Origin of the sequence: Paenibacillus monticola (genome assembly GCF_009664975.1) — a bacterium.
Lineage (GTDB): Bacteria > Bacillota > Bacilli > Paenibacillales > Paenibacillaceae > Paenibacillus_AQ > Paenibacillus_AQ monticola.
In genome coordinates, this window is sequence record NZ_WJXB01000004.1 from 590,533 (window position 1) to 613,755 (window position 23,223).

General features: G+C 47.7%; 14 protein-coding genes. 10 read left to right on the top strand and 4 right to left on the bottom strand.

What is annotated here, in order from left to right; translation table 11 throughout:
* The first annotated feature begins 131 nt into the window (after nt 1–131).
* Nucleotides 132–521, top strand: coding sequence for a glycine cleavage system protein GcvH (gcvH, locus tag GJB61_RS15215; protein WP_154119332.1), 390 nt, complete (start codon nt 132–134; stop codon nt 519–521).
* Between the two features lie 127 nt (nt 522–648).
* Here gcvH and GJB61_RS15220 read toward each other — a convergent pair whose 3' ends face one another.
* Nucleotides 649–1,476: an OmpA/MotB family protein gene (locus GJB61_RS15220; protein WP_154119333.1), complete on the bottom strand. Its 828-nt coding sequence runs from the start codon at nt 1,474–1,476 to the stop codon at nt 649–651.
* Nucleotides 1,473–2,255 (bottom strand): flagellar motor protein, encoded by a 783-nt coding sequence (locus GJB61_RS15225; protein WP_154119334.1) that lies wholly within the window; start codon nt 2,253–2,255, stop codon nt 1,473–1,475. The genes GJB61_RS15220 and GJB61_RS15225 overlap by 4 nt, the downstream gene beginning before the upstream one ends.
* 179 nt (nt 2,256–2,434) lie before the next feature.
* On the opposite strand from GJB61_RS15225, the gene uvrB reads away from it, so the two are divergent.
* On the top strand, nt 2,435–4,426 hold the full coding sequence (gene uvrB, locus GJB61_RS15230; RefSeq protein WP_154119335.1) for an excinuclease ABC subunit UvrB: 1,992 nt from the start codon (nt 2,435–2,437) through the stop codon (nt 4,424–4,426).
* Nucleotides 4,427–4,857: 431 nt separating this feature from the next.
* Nucleotides 4,858–7,731, top strand: a complete 2,874-nt coding sequence (gene uvrA / locus GJB61_RS15235; RefSeq protein ID WP_154119336.1) for an excinuclease ABC subunit UvrA — start codon at nt 4,858–4,860, stop codon at nt 7,729–7,731.
* Between the two features lie 681 nt (nt 7,732–8,412).
* Here the strand turns inward: uvrA and GJB61_RS15240 are convergent.
* Nucleotides 8,413–10,047 carry a nitrite/sulfite reductase gene (locus tag GJB61_RS15240; protein ID WP_154119337.1) on the bottom strand — a complete coding sequence of 545 codons (1,635 nt, stop codon included), beginning with the start codon at nt 10,045–10,047 and terminating at the stop codon, nt 8,413–8,415.
* A 418-nt stretch (nt 10,048–10,465) separates the two neighbouring features.
* Here GJB61_RS15240 and GJB61_RS15245 point away from each other — a divergent pair, with 418 nt between their 5' ends.
* The 6 genes from GJB61_RS15245 to galU all read left to right on the top strand — a co-directional run bounded on the left by GJB61_RS15245 (nt 10,466) and on the right by galU (nt 19,207).
* Nucleotides 10,466–10,675: a DUF2759 family protein gene (locus GJB61_RS15245; RefSeq protein ID WP_154119338.1), complete on the top strand. Its 210-nt coding sequence runs from the start codon at nt 10,466–10,468 to the stop codon at nt 10,673–10,675.
* A 185-nt stretch (nt 10,676–10,860) separates the two neighbouring features.
* Entirely contained in the window at nt 10,861–12,012 is a 1,152-nt protein-coding gene (locus GJB61_RS15250) for a S1C family serine protease (protein WP_154119339.1), read from the top strand.
* A complete protein-coding gene (locus GJB61_RS15255) occupies nt 11,993–13,957 on the top strand; it encodes a stalk domain-containing protein (RefSeq protein WP_195724343.1) in 1,965 nt (654 codons plus the stop codon). Before GJB61_RS15250 ends, GJB61_RS15255 begins: the two co-directional genes overlap by 20 nt.
* 134 nt (nt 13,958–14,091) lie before the next feature.
* Nucleotides 14,092–14,757 (top strand): hypothetical protein, encoded by a 666-nt coding sequence (locus tag GJB61_RS15260; protein ID WP_420819749.1) that lies wholly within the window; start codon nt 14,092–14,094, stop codon nt 14,755–14,757.
* A gap of 845 nt (nt 14,758–15,602) precedes the next feature.
* Nucleotides 15,603–18,125: a U32 family peptidase gene (locus GJB61_RS15265; protein WP_154119342.1), complete on the top strand. Its 2,523-nt coding sequence runs from the start codon at nt 15,603–15,605 to the stop codon at nt 18,123–18,125.
* Between the two features lie 191 nt (nt 18,126–18,316).
* Nucleotides 18,317–19,207, top strand: coding sequence for a UTP--glucose-1-phosphate uridylyltransferase GalU (gene galU / locus GJB61_RS15270; RefSeq protein ID WP_154119343.1), 891 nt, complete (start codon nt 18,317–18,319; stop codon nt 19,205–19,207).
* A gap of 92 nt (nt 19,208–19,299) precedes the next feature.
* Here the strand turns inward: galU and GJB61_RS15275 are convergent, their stop codons facing one another.
* Nucleotides 19,300–21,756 (bottom strand): O-antigen ligase family protein, encoded by a 2,457-nt coding sequence (locus GJB61_RS15275; protein ID WP_338115843.1) that lies wholly within the window; start codon nt 21,754–21,756, stop codon nt 19,300–19,302.
* A gap of 326 nt (nt 21,757–22,082) precedes the next feature.
* Between GJB61_RS15275 and GJB61_RS15280 the strand changes: the two genes are divergently transcribed.
* Nucleotides 22,083–23,222: a glycosyltransferase gene (locus tag GJB61_RS15280; protein ID WP_338115844.1), complete on the top strand. Its 1,140-nt coding sequence runs from the start codon at nt 22,083–22,085 to the stop codon at nt 23,220–23,222.
* Nucleotide 23,223 lies beyond the last annotated feature (1 nt).

The window sequence follows — 23,223 nt, forward strand, 5'->3', positions numbered from 1 at the left end:
CTGTCAACAAAAAAACGTCAAAAAGATGACAAATTTAATTTTCCTGTTAGTTATGTTGACATGTTGCAGGTGGATAACTTAGGCTATAACTAAATTTGTAACTCCACATTTACGAAAAGAGGCGGCTTGGAATGAGCGAAGTGTTAGACAATCTGCTATACAGCGAAGAGCATGAATGGGCAGAGGGACAAGGACGGGTTGTTCGTGTAGGAATTACGGATCATGCCCAGCATTTATTAGGCGACATCGTATTTGTAGAATTTCCGGAGATCGGAGCAGCCATAACAGCCGGTGACAGCGTAGGTAGCATTGAATCCGTCAAGACCGTATCGGAATTATATTCGCCTGTATCGGGCACAGTGACCAAGATTAACGATGCACTGGAAGCCAGCCCCGAGCTGATTAACGATCAGCCATACAGCGGTGGATGGATCTTTGAATTGGAGCTTGAAGGTGACTTTGCGGAGGCTACTTCGGGTTTGCTAAACGCGGCTGCTTATCGTGAATTGGTGGGCGAATAATTTACTTTATGAGCTGAATTTTATTAAAAAAGACAACTCTCTCACATTGGATGTCACTAATGTTTGAGCGCTGTCTTTTTGTGTTTTATATATTCTACTGATCTGGGAATCTTGTCTTAGTTGCAGCTTATTCTTCTGCCTGTAGCTGTCGCAGAACTGTGATGGCTACGCGGCGGTTTTTCTGCCGACCCGTAGGCGTAGTGTTGTTCGCGGCTGGTCGGGTATCTGCATATCCTGCATATTGAAAGTTGGCCGGATTCAGCCCTTCAGTGTTCAGAAAGAAGCGCAGTACAGATAGCGCGCGGGCACCGGACAGCTCCCAGTTGTCGTTATAACGCGAACCCGCGGATACCGGTATATTATCGGTATGCCCTTCGATGCTGATCGTAGCACCAATTCCGTTGAACAGACTGCCTAACTGGCGGAGAGCAGGGAAGGAGAGGGGTTTCAGGTCCGCCTTACCTACATCGAACAGAAAGCGGTCGCTCAGCGTAATAGCGATGCCCTGTGGCTTATCAGCTACGAAAATCTGGTCCCCCAGATTATTATCCTTCACATACTTGGTGATAACACCCATTAAGTCAGCAAGCTTGGCCTCTTGTTCGCGAAAGGCTTGCTCCCGTGCCGAAGGCGACTCCGTATCGTCTTCTCCTGCAGTACTTCCCGCTCCATTACCGGTGCTATTACTAGAAGTTGGTTTAGCTCCGCTATTGTCTTTTCCTTGTCCGCCCTCCAAAATTCCGTTTCCACCGTCTAAAATAGACCCTCCAGCCTTAAAGGTCTCTGATAGTGAACCCGTTACAATATTATATTTCTCGGTGTCCAGGCTGCTCATTGCAAACAAAATCACGAAAAAAATAAGTAAAAGTGTAATCAGATCAGCATATGTGATCATCCAGCGGTCACGGCTTTCATGGCCGCCTGATCGCCGGTTGCGCCGTTCTCTTCGTCTCATAGGAAGCCTCTTGCTACCGATCGCTCATCACTGGCAGATTCTGACATGAAGGAGCTCAGCTTTTTGCGTACCAAATGCTGTGGATCTCCATTCTGCAGAGAAAGAATACCGACGAGCAGCATCTCCATGGTATGAATCTGACTTTGGCTCTGAGCCCTAATCTTGGAGGCGATGGGAAGGAATAGTAGATTAGCGCTTGCGACGCCATAGAGTGTGGCTGTAAAGGCCACAGCGATGGAAGCTCCCAAATTTGAGGGGTCGGAAAGATTGCTTAGTACACGTATAAGTCCCATAACCGTACCAATTATGCCCATTGTAGGAGCGTAACCGCCGGCTGCTTCAAAGATTTTGGCGTAGCTCTCATGTTTTAGTTCCCTAGCGTCCATCTCCAGCTCCAAAATCTGCCGGACTTGATCAGGATCAGTACCATCGATAATAAGCAGCAGTCCTTCGCGGGTAAAGGGATCAGGATGCGCTTCCGCCCTTTTTTCTAAGGCCAAAACACCACCGCGGCGGGTAATAGCTGCCATGGAGATGATTTCTTCGGCTTTCTCTTCATCATTATTGGGATTGCTGCCGAAGGCCAAGCGTAATGCTGCAGGAATGGAACGCAGTCTGGAAGCCGTAAAGCTGATCATAACAGCGGCGAATGTACCTCCAAACACAATTAATGCAGCATTCAGCTGCAACAGGCCGGATAAGCTGCCGCCCTCCCAGATAAAACCGCCGATTAATGCAACTGCGCCGGCTAATAAACCAATTATTGAGGTGATATCCATGATTCAAGCTCCTTAAATTTCTATATATTATGGTTTGCATCGATCTGGGCAACAATGTATAATGAACGGGAACACGTATTCCTATCTTCCATATTTTTCACATTAGTATGGAGTGGTAACATTCAGACAACAATTATAATATATTCATATATTTTAGACGATAGAGGGGAGACGGGCAAATGAATGATATTGTCGTTAGTACGAAGACTTTTGAACTGGAGTCCGAGTACACACCCCAGGGCGATCAGCCTCGTGCCATTGAGGAGTTATTAGAAGGCATCCGGCAGGGCAAGAGAGAACAGACGCTGCTGGGAGCGACGGGTACAGGCAAGACCTTTACCATCGCACAAGTGATTTCCAAGTTAAACCGTCCAACGCTGGTGATTGCACACAATAAGACTTTGGCTGCACAGCTAGCTAGTGAGTTCAAGGAATTTTTCCCGCATAATTCGGTAGACTACTTCGTCAGCTATTACGATTATTACCAGCCAGAAGCGTACATTCCCTCCTCCGACACTTACATCGAGAAAGACTCCAGCATAAACGAAGAGATTGATAAGCTGCGCCACTCCGCGACCAGTTCTTTATTTGAACGGCGCGATGTGATCATAGTAGCCAGTGTATCATGTATTTATGGTCTCGGTTCACCAGAAGAATACGGAAGTTTGCTGTTGTCACTTCGAGTGGGAATGGAGAAGCCGCGCGCTCAGATTCTGAGCCGGCTTGTAGACATTCAGTACCAGCGTAATGATATCAATTTTGTGCGCGGAACCTTCCGTGTGCGCGGTGACGTGGTAGAAATCTTCCCAGCTTCACAAGGGGAACATGCTATCCGCGTAGAGCTGTTCGGTGATGAGGTTGAGCGGATTACCGAGATTGATGTGTTGACCGGGGAGTTAATTGCGGAACGCGACCATATCGCTATTTTTCCGGCTTCTCACTTTGTAACCAAAGAAGAAACGATGCGTGTGGCGCTGGTCAACATTGAGCGGGAACTGGAAGAACGCTTGACGGTGCTCCGTGATGCCGGCAAGCTGCTGGAAGCCCAACGGTTGGAGCAGCGGACACGGTATGATATTGAGATGATGAACGAGGTCGGTTTCTGCTCTGGGATCGAGAACTATTCCGGCCCTCTCACCTTCCGTGAGCCAGGTGCAACCCCTTTTACCTTAATGGACTATTTCCCTGAGGACCTGCTGATCGTTGTGGATGAGTCTCATGTAACCCTGCCGCAGATTCGCGGAATGTATAATGGTGACCGGGCGCGTAAGACGGTCTTGGTAGAGCATGGCTTCCGTCTCCCGTCTGCGCTTGATAATCGTCCGCTCCAGTTCGAGGAATTTGAGAAAAAAGTGAAGCAGGTCATCTATGTCTCAGCTACACCTGGACCTTATGAATTAGAGCACTGCGAGACGATGGTGCAGCAGATTATCCGGCCTACCGGCCTCTTAGACCCTACGATAGAGGTTCGCCCTTCAGAAGGTCAGATCGATGATCTGATCAGTGAAATCCACGATCGGGTTGCGCGTGACGAGCGTGTGCTGGTTACGACCCTGACGAAGAAGATGTCTGAGGATCTGACCGATTACTTTAAGGAAATTGGCATTAAGGTGCGCTACATGCACTCTGATATCAAGACCCTGGAGCGGATGGCGATCCTGCGTGATCTCCGCCTCGGTACATTTCATGTTCTCGTGGGTATTAACTTGTTAAGAGAGGGATTGGACCTACCGGAAGTGTCATTGGTCGCTATTCTGGATGCCGATAAAGAGGGCTTTCTTCGCTCAGAGCGTTCACTAATCCAGACCATGGGCCGTGCTGCCCGTAACTCTGAGGGTCGCGTAATCATGTATGCAGACCGTATAACCGACTCTATGGAAAAGGCTATCGGTGAAACCACACGCCGCCGTATCATTCAGGCTGCGCATAATGAGGAGCATGGCATTACACCTACAACGATCAATAAGAAAGTACGCGATATTATCGAAGCTACAAAGGTTGCTGAAGCCAAAGCCGATTACCTCACAGGTGTCGGCGGCAAGATGAGCAAGAAGGACCGCCAGAGTCTCATAGTGCGTCTGGAAGCCGAGATGAAGAAAGCTGCCAAGGACCTGCAATTCGAACGCGCAGCCGAGCTGCGTGATGCATTGATGGAGCTGCGAGCCGAGTGATTACTTCTACCATCGCGTTTGCTGTTAAAGTCCGAACGGCGCTGTCCAGGCCGTTCTTTTTAAATAATGATGTCCTGTGCTCAAACTTTAGCGTTTCCCGTAGGGAGAGCGATCTTAGCACGTAGTATTTCAACGTCGCCGGTACTCGACGTCAGCCGATTCCCGCAGGGAGAGCGTTCTTGCCGTTGGCGATTCCCGTAGGGAGAGCGCCCTTAGCACTTAACCGCGACTAACGTTCAAGCGGTCCCGTAGGGACAAGCGTTCCTAGCACCAAAGTAACTAACAACGTCCCTACCAATCTCCTTCGCCAACCTTGTGGGTGTCCAGAGGGCGCAGCCCTTGGGGCCCTCCCTTGGCTAAGGGAGGGTTTGGGAGGGATCGAAAATATTTTAAAATAGCACTGAAATAGCTCTAAAGGAGATGTTATACCGTTGGCGATCGAAAATATAGTAATTAAGGGCGCGAGGGCGCACAATCTCAAGAATATCGATGTGACGATTCCACGCGACCGCTTCGTCGTGCTGACGGGGCTAAGCGGTTCAGGCAAATCCTCACTCGCGTTCGATACCATTTATGCTGAAGGCCAACGGCGTTATGTCGAATCCTTATCGTCTTATGCGCGCCAGTTCCTAGGCCAAATGGAGAAGCCGGATGTCGATTCTATAGAAGGTTTATCCCCGGCTATATCCATTGACCAGAAAACCACGAGCCGTAACCCGCGCTCGACGGTAGGTACAGTAACGGAGATTTATGATTATTTACGGCTGCTGTTTGCCCGGATTGGTCATCCTCATTGTCCGGATCACGGCATTGAGATAACCTCCCAGACCGTTGAACAAATGGTTGATCGGATTACGCAGTATCCTGAGAAGACGCGTCTACAGATTCTAGCTCCGATTATTTCGGGGCGTAAAGGCGAACACAAGGGTCTTTTTACCGACATTTCCAAGCAAGGCTTCGTCCGCGTTCGTGTGGATGGCGAGCTGCGTGATTTATCTGAGGATATTGAACTGGAGAAGAATAAGAAGCATACGATCGAAGTGGTTGTGGACCGTATTGTGATTAAGGATGATGTTGAGACACGTCTGACGGATTCGATCGAAACGGCGCTGAAGCTATCTGGAGGCAGGATTCTTGTCGATATTATCGGCCAGGAGGAGCTGTTGTTCAGTTCTAACTTTGCTTGTCCGGTCTGCGGGTTTAGTATCGAAGAACTGGCTCCGCGTATGTTCTCTTTTAACAGTCCGTTCGGGGCTTGCACAGAGTGTGACGGTCTTGGATTGAAGATGGTAGTTGATCCTGATTTACTGATCCCGGATGCCGAAAAAAGCATCGCAGAAGGCGCGTTTCTAGCCTGGACGGGCAGTACATCCAATTATTATCCGCAGTTTCTGAAGTCGGTCTGTGAGCATTTTGAGATTCCCCAGAACGTTCCGGTTAGCAGCCTGACCCCGGAGCAAATGACTAAGCTGCTGAACGGTACGGGCAGCGAGAAAATTCGTTTTCGTTATGAGAATGACTTTGGCCAGAAGAAGGATGCGATGGTTGCTTTTGAAGGCATTATTCCCAATCTGGAACGGCGTTACCGCGAGACTGCGTCCGACGGCATACGTGAATTCATCGAAGGCTTTATGAGCGCTAAACCTTGTCACGTCTGCAAAGGTAAACGTCTGAAGAAAGAGATTTTGGCAGTGACGATCAACGATCAGAATGTTGCCGATGTGACGGATCTTTCTATTGGGGATTGCTTGGGATTTTTTGAAGAGATTATGCTCAGTGAAAAAGAGACGGCTATCGCTAACCTTATCCTCAAGGAAATTCGTAGTCGGCTCGGCTTCCTGGTAAATGTGGGGCTGGATTATTTATCGTTAAGCCGTGCGGCAGGTTCGTTATCTGGCGGTGAAGCACAGCGTATCCGCTTGGCTACCCAGATTGGTTCGAGTCTGATGGGAGTGCTATATATTCTGGATGAGCCCAGCATTGGTCTGCATCAACGAGATAATGAACGTCTCATCTCCACACTGGCGCATATGCGCGACCTTGGCAATACACTGATCGTTGTTGAGCATGACGAGGATACGATGATGGCTGCCGACTATATCATAGATATCGGTCCAGGCGCTGGCATCCATGGCGGGCAGATTATTGCTCAAGGGACACCAGCGGAGATTATGAATGATCCGAATTCCTTGACCGGTGATTATTTAAGTGGACGCAAGTTCATCCCCGTCACCTCCAAACGGCGTCCTACCGACGACCGGTGGCTGGAAATCCGTGGTGCCAGAGAGAACAACCTGAAGAATGTGAATGTTAAGATCCCACTCGGCGTCTTTACTGCGGTGACTGGTGTGTCTGGCTCTGGTAAATCCTCGCTTATTAACGAGATTCTGTATAAGAGTCTGGCGCGGCAGCTGAATAAGGCTGTGAAGGTACGTCCGGGTCTGCATAAGGAAATCAGAGGGCTGGAGCATCTGGACAAGGTGATCGAGATTGACCAGTCACCGATCGGGCGTACACCACGCTCCAATCCGGCAACCTATACAGGAGTGTTCGACGATATCCGTGATTTGTTCTCCAAGACTAATGAGGCCAAGATTCGCGGCTTCCAGAAGGGCCGGTTCAGCTTTAACGTGAAGGGCGGCCGCTGTGAAGCTTGCCGTGGAGACGGAATTATCAAGATCGAGATGCACTTCTTGCCGGATGTATACGTTCCTTGCGAAATCTGTAAAGGCAAACGGTATAACCGCGAAACTATGGAAGTGAAGTATAAAGGTAAAAATATTTCGGACGTCCTGGAAATGACTGTAGAGGATGCAGTAGACTTTTTTCAAAATATTCCCCGTATTCACCGTAAAATGCAGACTCTGCTGGATGTCGGTCTCGGTTATATTAAGATTGGTCAATCGGGAACAACCCTGTCCGGTGGGGAAGCGCAGCGCGTGAAGCTTGCTTCCGAGCTGTACCGCCGCAGTACGGGCAAGACACTCTATATTTTGGATGAGCCAACAACAGGTCTGCATGTGGATGACATTGGCCGTCTGCTTGAGGTGCTGCATCGCTTAGTAGACTCTGGTGAAACCGTGCTCGTGATTGAGCATAATCTGGATGTCATTAAGACAGCCGATTATATCATCGATATGGGCCCCGAAGGTGGCAGTGGCGGGGGAACCGTGCTAGCGACAGGAACACCAGAGAAGATTATAACGGTTACGGAGTCTTACACCGGCAGGTATCTGAAGCCTGTGCTGATCCGAGATACAGAGCGGACCGAAGCCCTTATGCTGCAGACCTCGGAAACAGTTTGAGAAGAGGGCTGAAGTACTAAAGCAGCAAATGCAGCTCGTTTAGTTGCACTTTGTACTGTTATAAATGGTAAGGCCGTTCTTATCCATTGATTATTTGGTATGTATATAAAGTTGAACTAAAGAAAGCTTGTCCATAGGGGAATGGGGCGGTCAGAAGGATCATTCGGATGAATCCTGTATTTTTTACAACATTCCTCTGGGAAAAAGCTTGATAAAGTTAAATTATTGTATGAAATACAACATTCCGGTTCGAAAAAGACTCCATTGCTAGTGAAAGTTGTATTTTATACAACAATGACTGATTGTGGAGTATATGTAACAACTATTGTTGTATTTTATCCAGCATTTTCACTGGTGAGTGAGGTGATTCAATAGTTCAACTTATGTAGTTGTATGAACTGCAGTTAAGTGATTCAAGTGGTTCAAATCATCACTTTTAACTGCATGATCTGCAATTAAGGGTGGTCAATCTCGCTGATTGGATGAGAGTACCCAAACCAATAAATAATTGGCCAACATAAATAGGAGGGCCACGGCGAGATTGCCGCGGCCCTTTATATGCTGTATCCGATACTAATTTAGAAGGTCATTCAACCCAGTGTGAAACAGATTAGGAAGCAAGGCCAAACCCAAAACAAGTCTGGGCAGGTACTAGTTCTTCGCAGCAGCTAAGTCACCTCCTCAAGAGGCCTCAGCCGCTAGAATAGCGGTCAGTTGTTCCTGAATAGCGGGGATGCCTACTCGTTCGGTAAACTCTTGGAAGTTCTCGCCAGCGGTACGTTGCTCTTTGTAGAACGAGATTAGCTGCACTAGCACGGGTGCCACCCGGTCTCCCTGTACGCGCCCCTTCAGTGGGCGGGCGAATTGGGCCGGAGGACGCAGATCGCCACCGCCTAACGTACCGCCAACGGCGATGTCGAAGGCATCAATCATACCGTCAGGTGTCTTGATCAGTGAACCTTGAAGTCCAATGTCAGCTACCTGCTTTTGTCCGCAGGCATTAGGGCAGCCGATGAAGTGAATGCGCAGCTTCTCATCAAGCTCCACATGCTCGTCCAGATATTCAGCAACACTGACGGCACGTTTCTTCGTCTCAACGATAGCGAGACTGCAGAACTCGTTGCCGGTGCAGGATACCGTACGGCTAATGAAGTTTTTGGGTGTTGGACTCAGACGCTGTAGGACCGGCGCTTGCAGCAAGGCCGTAAGTTTATCGTCTGCTATACCGCTAAGAATGATATTTTGCGACATGGTGGTGCGGAGTCTGCCGTCACCGTAAACTTCAGCCAGCTCTGCCAGTTGCAGCAGCTCTTCTGTATTTAAACGTCCGACCGGAACATTCAGGCCAACATAGTTGAGCCCTTCCTGCCGCTGTGGATGGATACCATCGAAGTAAGCGGCTTGCCAGCCGATTGTCTTGTCTTCACCGCGTGTTGGAAGCTCACCGACAAGCTGAATCAGCTCTTCCTTGAATTTCTCTGCACCCCAGTCAGCGACAAGGAATTTCAGGCGGGCATGATGCCGTTTCTCACGATATCCATGATCCCGGAAGAGGGTAATGACGCCAATGGCAACCTTGAGTGTTTCCTCTGGCCGAACGAACACATCGAGTTTTTGGGCCAAATGCGGTTTGGCGGACAATCCACCACCCACCATCAGATGGAAGCCGGCAACTTCGTTTCCGTCGATGATTTTGACAGCTGGAGTATAGGCAAGGTCATTGATCTCCGCTTGCGCGTTGTTGTAGATATTGGCTGAGATGGACATTTTGAATTTGCGCGGCAGGTTAGAGAAGTCGCGATTCAACACGAAAAAGCTATTGATCTCTTCCACAATCTCTGTAGTGTCCATGAGCTCATTCTTGTCGATACCTGCGAGCGGATTGCCCACGATCGTACGCGGACAATCGCCGCAGGCTTCGTAGGAATAAAGAGAAACAGCTTCCAGGCGTTTAAAAATATCCGGCAGATTCTCAACTGTCAGCCAGTGGAATTGGATCGCTTGGCGGGTTGTAATGTCGATGAGCTCTCTCCCGTACAATCTGGCGATCTCGGCAAGAGCCCGCGCTTGCGCAGCAGTCATGATGCCTGTATTGATGCGCACTCGCATCATGAAGTGGCCATCTCTTGGTTTCTGTTGATAGACACCGGCCCATTTGAAGCGGTCCATATCTTCAGCGGTGATGGAGTCATAGCCGTTTATTGCATATTCTTCGATAATGGTGCGAATTACGTCCAGACCGTCTTTTTCCAGCTTAACTAATTCAAACTTGCTCAGTTTATCCGGATTAGCAGTCCAAATCGGATCGTAAGCCATAGGTGAACCCTCCTCAAATCTAGCATGAATCAATATAATTACTCTATATTTCTCGCTGAAATCAGTAAGATAACATGTTCGATGTTAACATAATTAGGATTTACCGTATGTGAAAGTTGTAGCAATGGGCATAACGATTCCTTATACCGAATTAAGGACTTGCTAATAAATGAAATAGGCATATCTGGAGCCTGTCCGTAGTAAGATTCATAGAAAGACTTTGTTCTTTGATAAATGAATGGTTTATTTAACTCGTCAATGATTAATGTCATTACTGATGTTAAAAAAGCTGCTCAAAAATATATTTTTGCGACAAATTGATGTTTTTTTATGAATTAACTATTGCGTCACCGAAATGGTAGCGATAACATAGAAGGTAATATGGGGACTTTGACAAAACTTTCGAGGAGGTAATGCCATGCTGCTTGCAGAAGCTGCCGCGCAAGGACCGTCTAAATTTCATACCTTCGATGTATTTATGATTTTGTTCACCATTCTTATCTTAGTCGGTGTCGTCCGGTTGTTGAAAGCCCCCCAGAAGAATAAATTTGCGATTGCCTTCGGAGCTGTAAGCTTGCTTGTGTTTGTGATCTCCGATTACGCCATGGTTATGAACTGGGTGAGTTAACTTAAGAGCACCGCTTGCCTATGCGGCAATAATTGCACAGTTTTCTACTAAAAGACACCTTTAGCGCCCTCGGCGGCAGTTAAAGGCGTCTTTTAAAAATGTAGGGAGTTATATATTTCATACGATCGATGTATCAGGGATAAAGAGAGAGGGTCCGGTGAAGGGTGATGGAGAGAGAGAAGCGCATGAGGAAGACGGGTTTAAGCCTATTGCTGTGCGGAATGCTGCTAACCGTGGGTTGGGGAGGAAATGCTTCAGCGTTTGGCTCCGTTGCTACAAATGGGTTACAGCTGAGCGAAGGGATCTCAGGAAAGGCAATCAAGGAGCTTGGCGTTGCTGCATCTGTTAGCAAGTTGAAGAATCTAGTAAGTTCCGAGGACTTAGTGCCACAAATCATAGAAGCTGCTGCTCCTTCAGTAGTTGGCATTATCGGCAAATCCTCGGGAGAACATTCCAGTGGACCCGATGACCGTTACAATCTAACCCATGGCTCTGGCATTATTATCAAAAGCAATGGCTGGATTATAACCAACGCGCATGTGATCAAGGATCTGCAGAATGTCGTAGTGGTGACCTCGGATGCTAAAAAGTACAGCATTACAGAGAGTTATGCAGATGAGTATAGCGATTTGGCGCTGATCAAGATCAATGCCAAGTCCCTGAAGCCAGCGAAATTTGCCTCAGCGGCAGTCGATCCTCTAGTTGGAGAAAAGGTTATTGCTATCGGGACACCGATATCCTTTTCGCTAAGGAACTCGGCTACCGTAGGCGTTATTAGCGGACTTGATCGCAAAGTAGATGCAGCCTATCGGCTTATCCAGAGTGATACGGCGATCAATCCTGGCAATAGCGGGGGACCCCTGCTTAATATGAAAGGCGAAGTGCTGGGAATTAACAGCTTGAAGTATTCTGCGGTTGGTGTGGAGAATATGGGCTTTGCTATCCCGACTGAGACTGTGCAATATATTATGAATCAGCTGTTCAAGTATGGAGAGGTCAAACGCCCAAGTCTGGGGATGGAGCTGGAGGAAAGCTGGTCCGCCATAGTGGGGATTCCTACGGGAGACCCGTTGACAGTAACCAAAGTGGATACTGCATCAGCGCGTAAGTCAGGTATAACTGAAGGGGATGTCCTGTACAGCATTGATGGTCACCGGGTCACCTCCTTGATTGATATTAACGAATTGTTCAAAAGCTACGTGCCGGGCGCAACTGTTCGGTTATTGATGCAGAGTGATGGCGATATCATTGTCCGCAAGCTGGTGCTCGGTCAGGGCGATCCCCTGATGAGCGTAGAGGACTCGGGAGCAGATGGCGATGAGCAACCGGAAGAGTAAGATGGATGCGGATCAGGGGGAATGGAAGATGGGAAGCAAAATCATAGTGCGGGGGATGTCTGTTCTGCTGGCTTTACTATTGCTGCTAACTCTGTTGCCGGCAAAGACAGTGCAAGCGGCAGAGGTTGCTAAGCTTCAGTTAAGTCTTAAGGTCGGCAGTACTGCGGCTACGGTAAATGGAAAAAAAGTTGTGATCCAGCAGCCTTTTATAGAGAACGGTACCGTCATGGTCCCTCTTGGTGTTTTTAAAAAAGCATTTGGCAGCACAGTTTCTCTGGAACAGGATGATGTAGTGAAAGTCATGTATGGCCCGCACACAGGGGCGATGACGATTGGCAGCTTAACTGCTTGGAAGGATGGAGTCAAGATTAAGCTGACTGCACCTCCGCGTATAGCTGGGGATGTGCTGATGGTGCCGCTGCGTTACGTAGCAGGAGTGCTGGGGGCGAGAATTTCTCCAGGGAACGGTGGAGAGCTTCTGGTTACTCTGGTGCCAACTGAAGTCGATGAGGAGACTCCAGTTGAGAATGGAATAGACAGCGATGTAGGCAAGACTCGAATAGGGAATAGCTATTTCCATTGGAGTATGAATTATCCCTCTGGACTTATTGTGGGCGACAGTGGCGGAAATGAGAGTGTAGCTACTTTTATGAGTGCGGAAAACCTTTATTATTTGGAGGTCCATGCAACACAGCAGGAGGTTTCGGTAGAACCTGAAGAAATGCTGGAACAGCTGGTGCGTGACGCGGAGGAAGGCGGGGAAACTGTATTTGACCGGGAGACATTCCCACAAGGACCTGTTCCGTATGCACGAATTGTCAGTAAAGATACCAGCGGTGCCATATGGGAAGGCAGACAATACTACGCTGACGGGAGATTGTATGAGATTTATCTGACGGACGATAAAGCCGTTAATTATAAAGATCTCGATAAATATAACGGACTGCTGAACTCCTTCCAGCCTTCTTTTGACACCAAGGATAAAAAAATCCGTGATCTTTCCACCGTAGTGAAAGGCCTGCGTCCAGCCTACAATGAAGATTATGGCCTCTCACTGCAAATTCCCGCCAACTGGAGCATGGATGAGCAGCATCTGATTTTTGAGAGTAACCAGGGTAGCCAGCTAAAAGTAAAGGTGACTTCAGCGCCCTCCGGCTCTACTCTGAGCACCTGGTCGCAAGAGCTGGAAAGGAAGACCCGCGAGAGTTTTGTCCCAACTGCATACGCACTGAAAGGAACCACAATGGCGGATGTCTCCGGTGTGCAGGCGCAGATCAATGAAATGCAGCTCAATTTCGGCAATGGTTGGGCAACAGAATATCAGGTGCTGCTGTTGAAGAATGGATACCGCTATTATTTTCAATATATGACACCTGCGGATGAGGAAGCCGATAAGGCTCGATTCGCGGATATTTTAGCTGCTATTGATATTGATTTTGACCTAATTAAAGAGAACTTTGGGCGGCTGGACGTGGATGATTATACCGCACTCAAAAATAAATCAATCACCAAAATATCCAAAACCTACGGCTTCGTCGTGGATATTCCGCGTCTATGGACCCCTTATCAGGATGCCTTTGAGATGCAAAATGTGGAATATCGTTTCACCGGCGGGCGGTTCCAGATCTATGCGAACCCGGAAGGGTCAGTAGAATATGCTGTGAATCTGCTAAAGGATTACTATCAGAACAAAAATGCTGATCCTAAGGGTCCGCGAATTGAAAGTGTAGTGGAGTCTACTTTTGCCGGTCAACCAGCTACGACCCTGACCGTGCATCAGAGCAAAAACGGCATTCCTAGTCTTATCAAGCAAATAGTTTTTAGTAATAATGAAGTGGTCTATACGATCACCCTATCGCTGGATGATGCCAATGCTACTGCTGAGCAGCAGGCCATCCTCGACCAAACACTACAATCGTTCCGGTTTACGGGGGATGGGAGCTGAGGGGCACAGATCATTGCCGCTCTAATTAGCAAGTGATATAATTTGCTCAGACGAAGAACGTCCTTTCATGCCAAATTTGGCAGAGGGGCGTTCTTTTTTTATGGAGAAAAAAGGAAAGAACGAGGAGGATGCCTGTGGAATTCGAAGAGGAGCATCAATTATTGCTGGATCGCCATTTAGCCCTTAGAACAGGGGAACGGAGAGGGCGATTGCGGAGAGGACATTTGTATGCGGAAAAGTTATTTCTGCAAAATGTCTGGTGGCCATTGTTCGGTAACTTCAACGATTTGCATCCCGAATACGAGGTGTACGATTGGAACCGGAAGTCGCAATTTATGGATTTTGCTTTCCTTCCGCCCTTTGGCCGCTTTGGCCTGGAGTGTGATGGATTTCAAAGTCACATCAAGGACATGGATCGGGAGAGATTCAGTTACTCCTTAAACAGGGACACTTTTTTGGCGGGGATGGGCTGGAGAGTCATTCACTTCTCAGTCGATGACGTTCAGAATCGCCCCGAGATCTGCCGGATGCTGCTGCAGATGGTGGTTGGCCCTTCGTTGATGAGGAATAGTACTACAAATCCGGTTACTCCTGTAGAGCATGAACTTATACGTCTGGCGTGGAATTTGGGGAAGTCGATCCGCCCCAAGGATGTCATGAATCGTTATGAGGTGGATTTTCGTACAGCCCGCAAGTGGCTGCAGAGCATGGTAACTAAGGGCATGTTACGACCGATTATCAAGAATAAATATACTTGTGCTTATGAACCGGTGGAAGGGCTCTCCTCGAAGCTTTTTTAAGAGGGGGGAGTTGAGGCTCTGAGGCTGAGGCTAGCAGAGCGCTATTGATATTCAGCATAAATCCTGTATTTTTTACAACATTCCATATGAGATAAGCCGTGATTCAACGTATTGTTGTACTAAATACAGGATTCACCTCTATCGAAGCTATCGAAAAATGAGGAATGTTGGATTTCGTACAGTATTTAAGCGCAGTAGGCAAAAATTGCATCGCAAAGCTGGATTTCATACAACATTTATAGAGAGATTAAGGGATCAGGGGCTTGAGACAAAATTAGATTTGTTTTAAAAGGGCTAAAGAGGAATCTCTCTAGCCCTGATTGGCGTGTCGGTAGAAATCCTGTATTTTTTACAACATTCCATATGAGATAAGCCGTGATTTAACGCATTGTTGTACTAAATACAGGATTCACCTCTATCGAAGCTACCGGAGAATGAGAATGTTGGATTTCATACAATATTTAAGCGTAGTAGGCAAAAATTGCATCGCAAAGTTGGATTTCATACAACATTTTCAGGAAAGCGAGATAAAATCAGGTTACTTATAGGGTAGTTTATGAGATGCATAAGTCTGCGCTTCTAATGAGGGAGGCTGAGTGGCAAATAACAGCATGTGCTAATTATTTTGGGGAATTTAGGAAGTTTAAGCCGATGGTGTCACTGGATCATTTCTATAGGGATGTTAAATGTGTCATTGCAGATACAAATGCAAATGATTGTCTGCGAATCGCCACTTTTTCTATTAAAATGTGGTAAACACATGGCGCGGAGGTGTGATATTTGATACAATCAATAAGTTAAACATCTAGAAATGACCCGCCTCGCGGCGGTTTGGGAGGATATAAATGAATAAGCAAGAAATACGCAGACAAGACGTGGAGCTGTTAGCTCCAGCGGGTGACTGGGAGTGCATGCGTGCAGCGGTGGCGAATGGGGCGGACGCGGTCTTTTTTGGCGTAGAGAAATTTAATGCACGGGCTAGAGCGAACAACTTTCGCTCAGATGAGCTGCCGGAGATCATGGCGTTCCTGCACAGTTATGGTGTGAAAGGGTTCCTGACCTTTAATATATTGGTGTTCGAGAATGAGCTGCTGGAGGCAAAGGAACTGATTGATATCTGCGTAGATGCGGGTGTGGATGCAGTGATTGTGCAGGATTTAGGTCTAGTTAAAATGATCCGTGAAATCTCACCGGATTTCCCGATTCATGGCTCAACGCAGATGACGATTACTTCGCCAGAGGCGGTGGAGTTTACGAAGCCGTTCTCGCTGGAACGCGTTGTGCTAGGCCGCGAGAACAATCTGAAGCAGATCCGTACGATTGGCGAACAAGCACGCCTGCCCATGGAAGTATTCGTGCATGGTGCGCTGTGCGTCTCTTATTCGGGTCAATGTCTGACCTCGGAGATGTGGGGTGGACGTTCCGCGAACCGTGGCGAATGTGCGCAAGCTTGCCGCTTGCCGTATGATCTGATGGTGGACGGAGTAATTAAGCCGATGGGTGATGTGACTTATTTACTCTCCCCTAAGGATTTGGCGGCTATTGATCTTATGCCGGAGCTGATCGAGGCTGGCGTCACGTCTTTTAAGATCGAAGGCCGGCTCAAAAGCCCGGAATATGTAGCCAACGTGGTCAGCAAATACCGCAAGGCGATCGACCGTTATTTTGACGGAGTCTGGTCCGAGCCGTCCAAGGAGGAAATGCGCGAGCTGGAGCAGAGCTTCTCCCGTGGATTCACGCATGGCTTCCTGGATGGCACGAACAATAAAATGCTGGTGGACGGCACCTTTCCGAAAAGCCGGGGTGTCTATATGGGAACCGTGGAGCAAATTTTGCGCGATGGCGTAGTCTGCCGTATTCATGCCCCACTGAAGCGGGGGGATGGTATTGTTTTTGACGCAGGCGATCCGGCCAAAAAAGAAGAAGGCGGACGCGTCTACGATCTGCGCCGTAAAGGCGTGAAGCTGGAAGGCGAAGCCGGAGAAGGTTGGATCGTCGATATCGTTGCTGGCCGCAACGATGTGGACCTGCGCCGCCTGCATGTCGGCGACCGCATCTGGAAGACGAATGACCCAGCACTCGACAAGGCGCTGCGTCAGACGTATGAGACCGAGAAGCCGTACCGGGTCTTCCCGGTCGATATTAAGGTCGAAGGCCGCATCGGCGAGCCGCTCGCGACCTGGTGGACGGACGTGCAGAAGAACACGACCGTCCGTGTGGACTCGGAGCTTGCGCTGGAATATGCGCAAAAGCGCCCGATGGACGCAGCGCTGCTGGAAGAACAATTCGGCCGCCTCGGCGGGACCGTCTTCCAGCTTGGCGCTTTGGAGTCGCATCTGGAAGGCGACGTCATTGTGCCCATGCGCGAGCTGAACAGCATCCGCCGCCGCGCGGTGGAGCTGCTTGCGGGCGAGCGCCCGAAACCTCCCGTCTACGTGAAACGGGAGGTCGAGATCTACAGCGACGCGGCCCCTCGGGGCGTCGCGGGTGTCCCGCACGGTGAAGCGGAGCTCACCGTGCTATGCCGCAGCCTGCCGCAGGTGCAGGCTGCTCTCGACGTCGGCGTGCACAGCATTTACGCCGACTTCGAATTCATCAAGCAGTTCCCGGCAGCAGTCGATGCTGTACGGGCTGCGGGGGCCAGCATTACGCTGGCGACGCCACGCATTCATATGCCGGGCGAGAATGGCTACCACGCCAATATTCTTCGCCTGCAGCCGGATGCGGTGCTCGTCCGCAACACTGGCGCGCTGTATTATTATCTGCGCAGCCGCATGGAGCACCCGGATGTTGTTCATCCGCGCCTCATTGGCGACTTCTCACTGAACATCGCCAATCATAAGGCAGTAAGCCTGTTCCTGGAAGCAGGCTGTGATGTGGTAACTCCATCTTATGACCTGAACATCCAACAGATGGTCGATCTGCTGGGCCACAGTGATACGTCACGCATGGAGATTGTCATCCACCAGCATTTGCCGATGTTCCATACGGAGCACTGCGTATACTGTACTTTTATGAGTGAAGGTACAGACTTCACGAACTGCGGCCGTCCTTGCGAAGAGCAACGAGCTTCGCTGCAGGACCGGATCGGGATGGCTCATCCTGTTCGTGTGGATGAAGGCTGCCGCAACACCGTGTTCAACGCGGTTGAACAGTCAGGTGCTGAATACCTGAGCAATTTCCGCGAACATGGAGTTTCTTCTTTCCGTGTTGAGTTTCTAGAAGAGACGCCGGAGCAGGTGGCGGAGGTTATCAGTCTGTACAGCCGTGCGTTGCGCGGCGAAATCTCCGGTACGCAGGTATGGAAGAGTCTGAAAGCCACCAACCAGCTTGGAGTTACACGCGGACAATTGGTGAACGCCAAATAGTAATGAGTTGATAAATAAAGAGTCAGGCGGACACAAGGGAAGCAATTCCCACATGTCCACCTGACTCATTTTTGTATCCATATCTAGCAATCACCCTGCCAAATACAGGCCATAACTGCTATAATTAAAAGTAATATGCCATGATATTATATGTGAAGGGTTAAAGATCTGAGATAGAAGGAGCCTATGTCATGAAAATCCGTAAAGCCATTATCCCTGCTGCCGGGTTGGGCACGCGCTTTCTGCCCGCCACCAAAGCTATGCCTAAAGAAATGCTGCCCATTGTAGATAAACCGACGATCCAATATATTGTCGAAGAAGCTGTTGCTTCCGGAATTGAGGATATCATTATCGTCACAGGCAAGGGCAAACGTGCCATTGAAGACCACTTCGATACCTCTTTTGAACTGGAGTTCGGTTTAGCGGAGAAGCAGAAGTGGGAGTTGCTTGAATCCGTCCGCAAGTCTTCTGAAATGGCCGACATTCATTATATCCGCCAAAAAGAACCCCGTGGCCTCGGACATGCGATTTGGTGCGCCCGCAAATTCATCGGTGATGAACCCTTTGCTGTACTGCTTGGCGATGATATTGTTGAAGCGGACACGCCTTGCCTAAAGCAGATGATTGATATTTATGACCAATATAAATCTTCAATCGTCGGCGTTCAACCCGTGCCTTGGGATGAAGTATCACGCTACGGTGTCGTAGACGGCACACTCTTGGCTGACCGTGTCTACAAAGCCAATCGGCTTGTGGAGAAACCGAAGAGAGAAGAGGCGCCTTCCAATCTGGCCATATTGGGCCGCTACATATTGACTCCACGGATCTTTGATTTACTTGGTGAGCAGCAAGTGGGTGTAGGTGGAGAAATCCAGCTTACAGATGCCATAGCCCGCCTAAGCGAAGTGGAGCGGATTATTGCCTATGATTTCATAGGCCAGCGTCATGATGTCGGTGAGAAAATGGGTTTCATCAAGACAAGCATTCATTACGCGCTCCAACGTGAGGAGCTTAGAGAGGGCTTACTCCGTTACCTTAAAGATGTTATCGATAGCGAAGCGGAGAAAGCGACTAACCAATAAAATATGTACAAAAGAACACAAAAAGAGCGATTCCCTGTGATTAACAGAGAGTCGCTCTTTTTCATTTAATCTGTAGCAATGCTCTAGAGAACCTAGTACTTCTCCGCTACTATTTCATCAATCCGCGTGGCTTCTGTAGGTTCAGCTGCGATCAGCAGATCATAGACTGCCTGATCCTGAGCGTTATCCTTTTTCAGCGCCGCCAGATACCAACGAGCGATCTCACGGTTGTTCAAATCTGTATAATCCGCACTCAGGCCTAGCTTCAAGGTTGCGGCAGCATCCGCAGCTTGTCCTGACATTAACTTCATTTTGCCTGCATTAAGGGCGATGGTTGGTGTAACCGAGAATGGACGTCCCTGCAACTGCTCTGGAGGGAGAGTCTTCAGATGCTCCACACCGTCAACTACGTGTTGGTAGGCTTCCAGCCCTGTTTTGAAATATTGTTGTTTCTTGGCATCGTCCTTTTGTACAAGGGCCGCATTTCCTAACGTAAAGGAGCGGCTGATCAGAGTATCATACCATTCAATATCCCAATTGTACTTGTCCGCATTGTCGAGGTATACGCCGTAAGCCAGGTCACCTTGTCCTTTCAGATCATAGTAACTTGCCAATTGGGCCAATAGATTTTTATTGTATGACTCATCCTTCAGAGCGCGTGTTAACACACTGTAGGACTCGGCAAGATACTTGTCATCTTTGGTTTGAGTAAATACTTGTTGATCCAACGATGAAAGATACAAGGCCGACTCAGGATGGTATGGACGATCCTTCAAAGACTCAACCAAAGGTGCTTTGATCTCTTCATAAGATTGGCTGACACCCAGTAAGTTTTTCGCCTTAAGAGCAGCAGTACTGGAGCTGATAGAGCCAATCGACAGGAAGAGCAGAAATACAGTACCGATCGCAATGACAGCGAAGTAACTGTTACGCAGCCAAGCTGTATTCCAATTTCGGCGCAGAGGTTTACTTTCCATGACAGCTGCCATTCCAGCCAATCCGACAAAGACCAGAATACCCATGAACGCATAACTCATATTGAAATCCAGTAGACTGTGGATGAGAATCGACAATGCAATAATCAGATAAAAGAAACCATTGTTGAACTCATCTTTATCCCGTTTCACATATCCACGAATATATTTATAGAAAATATACAGGATAAAGCCCATAAACACGATAAATCCGAGAATACCGACCTCAATCAAGTATTGTAAGAAAAAGTTATGAACCTGGCGGCTTGTATAAGGATTGTTCTGATAATGCTCATACAGTGAGGCCCAGCCCCCACCTCCGGTACCCAGAATCGGATAATCTTTAATAACCTTTACGGCATCCTTATAAAAAGTAATTCGTTCGAGTACACTGTGCTGCTTGAAGTTGATATTTTCCAGACGAGTTTCCATATTCGCAGGCAATATCTTGCTTGCACTCGTACCGATGAGCAGGAAGGCTACAATACCGACCAGCACAACCGATCCGAGTGGAATCCATAAGCCTGTCCGCTTACGTGAACCCCAGCCTCCTAGCTTCTGTTGCAGCCATGGGGCCACAAAACGCTGAATGACCCAGCCTATGCCGGCCACAATCACTGAAGCCCCCAGCAGGTACCCCCAGCCTTTTAGGGCAGCGGAAGAAGAGTACTTTGTATTCAACTCTGTTCCCAGATTAGTAATTGGAGTTGTAATTGCCAACGCGGCAATACCCGCTACTCCAAGCTGAAGAATCCACAAGAGCTGCTGTGCGGGCTTCAGGAACAATAATAGCAAGATGAACACGACAGGCAACATTACAAGTCCACCGCGTGAGAGCGTCAGCAGGATCGATACAATGATGGGTACAAGCATGAAGCCATGCGTCAGCGTTCCATACCATTTACGGGAGCGAACCAGTGCAAAGACAGCCACAAACAGAAATGCCATCAGGAAGGCCGCATATGTATTCGCATATTGGAAGATAGAGGTAAGGCGCAGACCATTGGAGTCAGTCATTACCGCATCCAAATATTTACCACTCCGCACTGTGTTTGAGAACCAGCCCACTAATGAACCGGCGAAACTCCAGCTACCAAGCCAATTTAGGAGTCCAAAACCCACGATAAAGTAAGCAATGGCCAGCACGGCATTCTGAATGACAACATTTAGTTGCTTTTGCTTCATGAGATATAAAGCTATAATGAATATTGCGACATACATGCTCTGGGTAAACAGCATATTCATCGCCATATAATGCGAAACAGCGACAAACAGCGACAGGGCATACGTTAGAGGCAGCAAAAGTGCGGCTACCGCTACCAAGTCCCGCTGCTCATCCAGTTTGAACTTTTTGTAGTAGATGCCAACCCAGACGAGCAGCATAAGCCCGCTGAGTAAGGCTGCTACATACATTGGCTTCTCAAAATCCACCTGTTGTCCATTAAACAATCCTACTTGAAACGGGGTCCAGATCAAAAACAAAATTAAAGCAACAACCAACGCCCATATCGAGGCTGGGATTTTTTCAACAATTCTCGACTGAGCGGCATTTTTACCGTATACTGGTTTCGACACGTTTATAATCTCCTTTTCCTGTAGGTACGAGGATATTTTAGCATATTGGATAAACATTGAGCTACTTTTATCCGATTCTATAATGTTACTAACTATGTGTAAATGGAATAACTTACCTTGAAAGCGCATGGAGGCTCTATAAATGAAATTTAATTATAAGCTGGATGTTGGCTATGACTAGTGCCAAATCTCTTATTTATAAAAGGCTTTATAAACTTGCAATTAGATTTAAACCTATATCGGTAAGAATATTTTCTTTTGAGACAAGGCAGCGCGTTAAGCAAAGGTTGCTTAAGACGGCTTTTCCTATCCATAGGAGCGCTAAGTTGGCACCAACAAAGGAAGAGTTTACAGGTGTGAATCTTGTGGGGTATTCCAGAGCAGAGATGGGAATTGGTGAGTCTTGCAGAATAGCGGCTAGAAGTATGAGCGCTGTTGATATCCCATTTGGAATTATAAATTTCATAGGCACGAATTCGGCCAGCATGAATGATGATACTTGGGTACAAAAGGAAATAAGAGAGCCTAAGTATAATCTTAATATCTTTCATATTAATGCTGAACAAATGATTGAAATCTATGCTCATTATGGAAACTCTATTTTTAAAGATCGTTATAACATCGGTTATTGGCATTGGGAACTGCCTGATTTCCCTGATGAGTGGAAAGAAAGCTTTAATTTAGTAGATGAGATCTGGGCTCCTTCAACATTTGTTGTGGACTCTATTGCTATGAAAAGTCCAGTTCCTGTGGTTAAGATACCACATAGCATCGAAGTTAGGATCAGCAATAAACGAGATCGCTCTTACTTTCAACTACCTGAACACACTTTTCTCTTTCTTTCTATGTACGACTTGAAAAGTTATCAGGACAGAAAAAATCCTCAGGCGTCTATTAAAGCGTTTCAATTAGCTTTTTTACCTGATGATCAATCTGTGGGTCTGGTGATTAAAGTAAACAGTGCTCAGCAACAGCGATCATCCGAATTGGATGAGCTTCACTCACTAATTGGGAATTACAAGAATATTTATTTGATAGAAAAGACGTTATCGAGAAATGACACCAATGCTTTGATTTCCGTAACTGATAGTTACATATCACTTCACCGGAGTGAAGGCTTTGGTCTTGGACTGGCCGAGGCAATGTACCTAGGTAAACCAGTAATCGGTACCAACTGGTCATCAAATATTGATTTTATGAATCACAGCAATTCTTGCTTGGTAGATTATAATTTAGTACAGCTTAACCATGATCATGGTCCCTATAAAGCTTATCAGTATTGGGCTGATCCTGACGTAGAGCACGCAAGTCGATATATGCGTAAACTTTGTGACGACAAGAACTTTTATGAAGAAATATCGTCAAAAGGTGAGGAACATATAAAGAAGAATTTCTCTCCACAAGCAATAGGTGAACTGATAAAGAGTAGACTACAGTATATTTCTTTGTGGAAATTTGGAGGATGAA